1 protein-coding gene and 3 pseudogenes are annotated in these 4,720 nt (G+C 54.1%); 1 reads left to right on the top strand and 3 read right to left on the bottom strand.

The features are described from left to right. Positions 1 to 356: 356 nt before the first annotated feature. Positions 357 to 1,481 carry an XdhC family protein gene (locus DQ405_RS24265; RefSeq protein WP_168426352.1) on the top strand — a complete coding sequence of 375 codons (1,125 nt, stop codon included), beginning with the start codon at positions 357 to 359 and terminating at the stop codon, positions 1,479 to 1,481. 156 nt (positions 1,482 to 1,637) lie between these two features. Here the strand turns inward: DQ405_RS24265 and lipA are convergent. The 3 pseudogenes from lipA to DQ405_RS24280 all read right to left on the bottom strand — a co-directional run. Then, positions 1,638 to 2,625 (bottom strand): annotated as a pseudogene (gene lipA / locus DQ405_RS24270) (lipoyl synthase). A gap of 31 nt (positions 2,626 to 2,656) precedes the next feature. Beyond that, a pseudogene (gene gcvT, locus DQ405_RS24275) lies at positions 2,657 to 3,782 on the bottom strand (glycine cleavage system aminomethyltransferase GcvT). Between the two features lie 41 nt (positions 3,783 to 3,823). Next, a pseudogene (locus DQ405_RS24280) lies at positions 3,824 to 4,720 on the bottom strand (L-serine ammonia-lyase); the annotation flags it as partial.

Consider the following 4,720-nt stretch of genomic DNA (forward strand, 5'->3'; position numbering starts at 1 on the left):
TAAATACTGATTTTGACGTTAATTACTCTTTTCTTCAAAGATCTACCACAGCTTCAATTTGGCCTCGCCGGTTTTTACACTCAACAGATACAAGACGACAAGCTTGATGACGATACTGTCGGAGACGGCAATCGTCTCAGAAAAATTTGGAGTCGGACCGCAGATTTTATGGTATTTCAATCAGGCAGCTGGTGTTGCGGTAAAATGGCAACATGAGCTTGGTGTTAAAAAATGGTCCAGAAGGCGATAAAATCTGGGTGCAATTTTCTTTTCCGCTTTGAATTAAATCCTGGTTCCTAATCGACTAACAACACTACTCATTTATCGTTTACTGGATTCTCTGGTGAGAAACGACTATGTCCGAGATCGATTCGTTATTGAGTTCCATTAGTTCTGCCCAGTCTGAAGGGTATGATCTCGTAATGGCAACTGTAGTCAAAACTGAAGGATCGGCGTATCGCAGGCCAGGCGCAAGGATGCTAATTTTTCCTCAAGGCAGGACCATAGGCACGGTAAGCGGCGGCTGCCTTGAAAGCGACGTTGCTAGGAAAGCTTGGTGGATGACATCTTCTACCGGACGGATTTTACGCAGTTATTCAACAGGGGATACTGAGGATGATGGAGATGACGCCGAACTCACGTTCGGCCTAGGCTGCAACGGAACAATACATTTGATTCTTGAACGGATTTCGCCCGGACACGTTCCCCTATCGGTAGAAATGCTTCAACAAGCTCAGCTCATTCGAATGCCTGCAGCTGTCGCCACGATCCTCAACGCTCCCGATCTAGAAATAGGTGCAACCGCGGCATTGGGACCACTGGGTGAGTTCAAATCAGAGATAAATAATGCCCATTTTAATTTATCGATAATGAAATGCCTCAAGGAAACGTTGCAAGAGCAGCGCTCTACACTAAGGCCCTTGGTCCAGGAGGGTATCGCCAGAGAGGTTTTCTTCGAATTCATTCCAGCACCTGTCAGGTTGGTCATCTTCGGAGCAGGACATGATGTGCCACCACTGGTGCGTATCGCTAAAACACAGGGGTGGCATGTCAGCGTTATAGACTCGAGACCTCATTTTGCCCGGCGCAATGCATTTCCCGAGGCGGACGAGGTCAAGTGTGTGCAGTTTCAGGACGCTGACGCTCTTGAAGCACTTGTCGCAGATGCTGCGGTCGTGGTGATGACACACAGTCTAAAGCAAGATACTTACTGGTTGGCGCTCGCGCTAAGGTATAAGGCTGCTTACATCGGGCAGTTGGGCCCTAGGAGCCGAACTGAGCGACTGTTAGCAGATATTGATTCAGCCTTGGATAACGAGGATTTGAAGCGACTTCATTCTCCGGTTGGATTGGATTTAGGTGGCGATAATCCTGCTAGCATTGCATTAGCTATTACCGGAGAAATATTGGCTTTCTGTAATAGGTACAACGGTAAACCTATGAAAGACAAAGATCGTGAATGGACAGCGTTGCTAGGGTGATATCCACACGCTTACCCACACAAGGCCTCAGCATCCGATTGAATCACCACCAGCCCAAGCTCTTGGATACGGCCCAAGACGGTCGGCCATGCAAGAGCGTATTGCTTAGCTATGAATCGTCCCCATCGCTGAGGACGTAGTCCTAGCCATCCCACTCTACCGCTTTGAGTTGGCGATCAATTCAACTTGTTGATCGGCATGGTATGACGAGCGCACCAATGGTCCGGATGCAATATTTTTGAAGCCCATGCGGCTACCTGCCTCCGCGAACCAGGCAAATTCGTCCGGATGAACGAAGCGCTGAACTGGCAAATGATTACGCGAAGGCTGTAGGTATTGGCCAAGGGTAAGCATGTCAATGTCATGCTCACGCAGCGTCTCATGACATCCATGACTTCTTCATTGGTTTCCCCAAGTCCCAGCATGAGACCTGACTTGGTCGGTACATTCGGTACTAGCAGCTTGAACTTTTGCAAGAGATCCAGGGACCACTCGAAATCCGAACCCGGTCGTACCGCTTTATACAGCCGCGGTACAGTCTCGAGGTTGTGGTTGAATACGTCAGGTGGCTCACTGGTTGTTATCTGCAAGGCGACGTCCATACGGCCACGATAATCCGGGACCAAGGTCTCCAGCTGGACACCTGGCGATAGCTTACGGATTTCGCGAAGGCAATCGACAAAGTGCTGGGCGCCAACCATCGCGCAAGTCATCGCGATCGACCGAGGTAATGACCACGTATTTTCAGGCGCAGGTCAGCAATGGCAATCGCCAAGTTGCGGGGTTCATCAGCGTCTAAGGGTTTCGGGCGACCGTGACCGACATCGCAGAACGGACAGCGACGGGTGCAGATGTCACCCATGATCATGAAGGTTGCCGTGCCTCCAGAAAAACACTCACCTAGGTTCGGACAGGACGCTTCTTCGCAGACACTATGTAGTTTGTGTTTACGAAGAATTTGCTTAACTCGTTCTACCTCGGGACTGACGGGAATTTGTACTCGTATCCAATCCGGCTTACGTGGAAATTCATCGGTTGGAATAATTTTGACCGGAATCCGAGCGACCTTTTCCGCGCCACGTAATTTAACACCTGCCTCCACTTTCACTTGGGACGTTTGGAATGGTTTTTGTAATGTGCTCATACGCTCTCCATCAACTCATAACGTTGAGGCATCAGCCTCGGAAGTAGCGCTGTGGTACAAACGGTGCTTTGGCAATTTTCATCGGAATATGTTTTCCGCGCACTACCGCCCAGACATCGTCGTTGCTTAAAAAGTGGGCACTGTTCACATAGCCCATCGCTAAAGGGGCATTTAGCGTGGGGCCGAAACCTCCACTGCAAACCGTCCCGATAACATCGCCAGCTTTATCAATAATCTGTGCACCTTCACGAACAGGCGTACGCTCTTGCGGCAAGAGGCCTACACGCTTGCGGCTAACGCCTCCTTGTTGCTGAGCGAATACGGTTTCTGCGCCCGGGAAACCACCCGCACGTGCGCCATCGGCACGACGCGACTTAGATATGGCCCACAACAAGCTTGCTTCGATCGGGGTGGTATCAATGCTCATGTCGTGACCGTAGAGGCACAGGCCCGCTTCCAGGCGCAGGGAGTCGCGCGCACCGAGACCGATGGCTTCCACTTCCGGTTCTGCCAACAGAGCGCGAGCTAAGGCTTCGGCGCTGTCGGCCGGTACGGAGATTTCGAAACCGTCTTCACCGGTGTAACCCGAACGGCTGACAAAGCAGTCAATGCCCAGCAGTTTCACGCGGGCGAACTGCATGAAAGTCATCTTTGCCACTTCAGGCGCGAGGCGCGCGAGCACGGTGACGGCTGCCGGACCTTGCAGGGCCAGCAAGGCGCGTTCTTCGAACAACGGTTCGATGGTGCACTGATCACCGATGTGTTTTTGCAGGTGTGCCAGGTCCTGATCCTTGCAGGCCGCATTGACCACCAGGAACAGTTCGTCGTTACCGAGGTTGGCGACCATCAGGTCATCGAGGATGCCGCCGGTCTCGTTGGTGAACATGGCGTAGCGCTGCATGCCCACCGGCAAATCAATGATGTCCACTGGCACCAGGGTTTCCAGGGCCTTGGCGGCATTAGCGCCGGTCAAGCGGATCTGGCCCATGTGCGAGACATCGAACAGCCCGGCCTGATCACGGGTGTGCTGGTGCTCTTTCATCACGCCCAGCGGGTATTGCACCGGCATGTCGTAGCCGGCAAACGGCACCATGCGGGCGCCGAGTTCGATGTGCAGTGCGTGCAACGGGGTTTTCCAACAGTTGTTCGGTGGACATATCCAGCTCCTGAAAATGTGTGCAGATGCAATGAGCGCGTATCAGCACTCGATAATGTTGACCGCCAAACCGCCACGGGCGGTTTCCTTGTATTTGCTTTTCATGTCGGCGCGCGTCTGGCGCATGGTGCGGATGACTTTGTCGAGGGAGACGAAATGTTGACCGTCGCCGCGCAGGGCCATGCGCACCGCATTGATTGCCTTCACCGAACCCATGGCGTTGCGTTCGATGCACGGCACTTGTACCAGCCCGCCAATCGGGTCGCAGGTCAGGCCGAGGTTGTGTTCCATGCCGATTTCGGCGGCGTTTTCCACTTGCTGCACGGTACCGCCCAGCACTTCACACAAGGCGCCTGCCGCCATCGAGCAGGCCACGCCGACCTCACCCTGACAACCGACTTCGGCGCCGGAGATCGAGGCGTTCTCTTTGTAGAGAATGCCGATGGCAGCTGCCGTCAGCAAAAAGCGCACGACGCCGTCTTCGCTGGCGCCGGGGATGAAGCGCATGTAGTAGTGCAAAACCGCCGGGACGATACCCGCTGCGCCGTTGGTGGGCGCGGTGACCACGCGCCCGCCGTTGGCGTTTTCTTCGTTGACCGCCAGGGCGTAGAGGTTGACCCAGTCCAGCACCGACAGTGGATCGCGCAACGACGATTCCGGGTTCTTGCACAGTTGCCGATGCAGCGCTGCCGCTCGACGTTTAACCTTCAAACCGCCCGGCAGGATGCCTTCGTTCCTGCAACCAGCGTCGACGCAATCCTGCATCACTTGCCAGATTTTCAGCAGGCCGGCGCGGGTTTCCGCCTCCGGACGCCAGGCGCTTTCGTTGGTCAGCATCACCTGGCTGATCGACAAGCCATAGGTGGTGCAATGACCGAGCAGGTCCTTTGGCGCTTTTGAACGGGAAGGTCAGCGGCGTGGCGTCTTTCGACGATGCGG

It is taken from the genome of Pseudomonas sp. SST3, assembly GCF_003325755.1.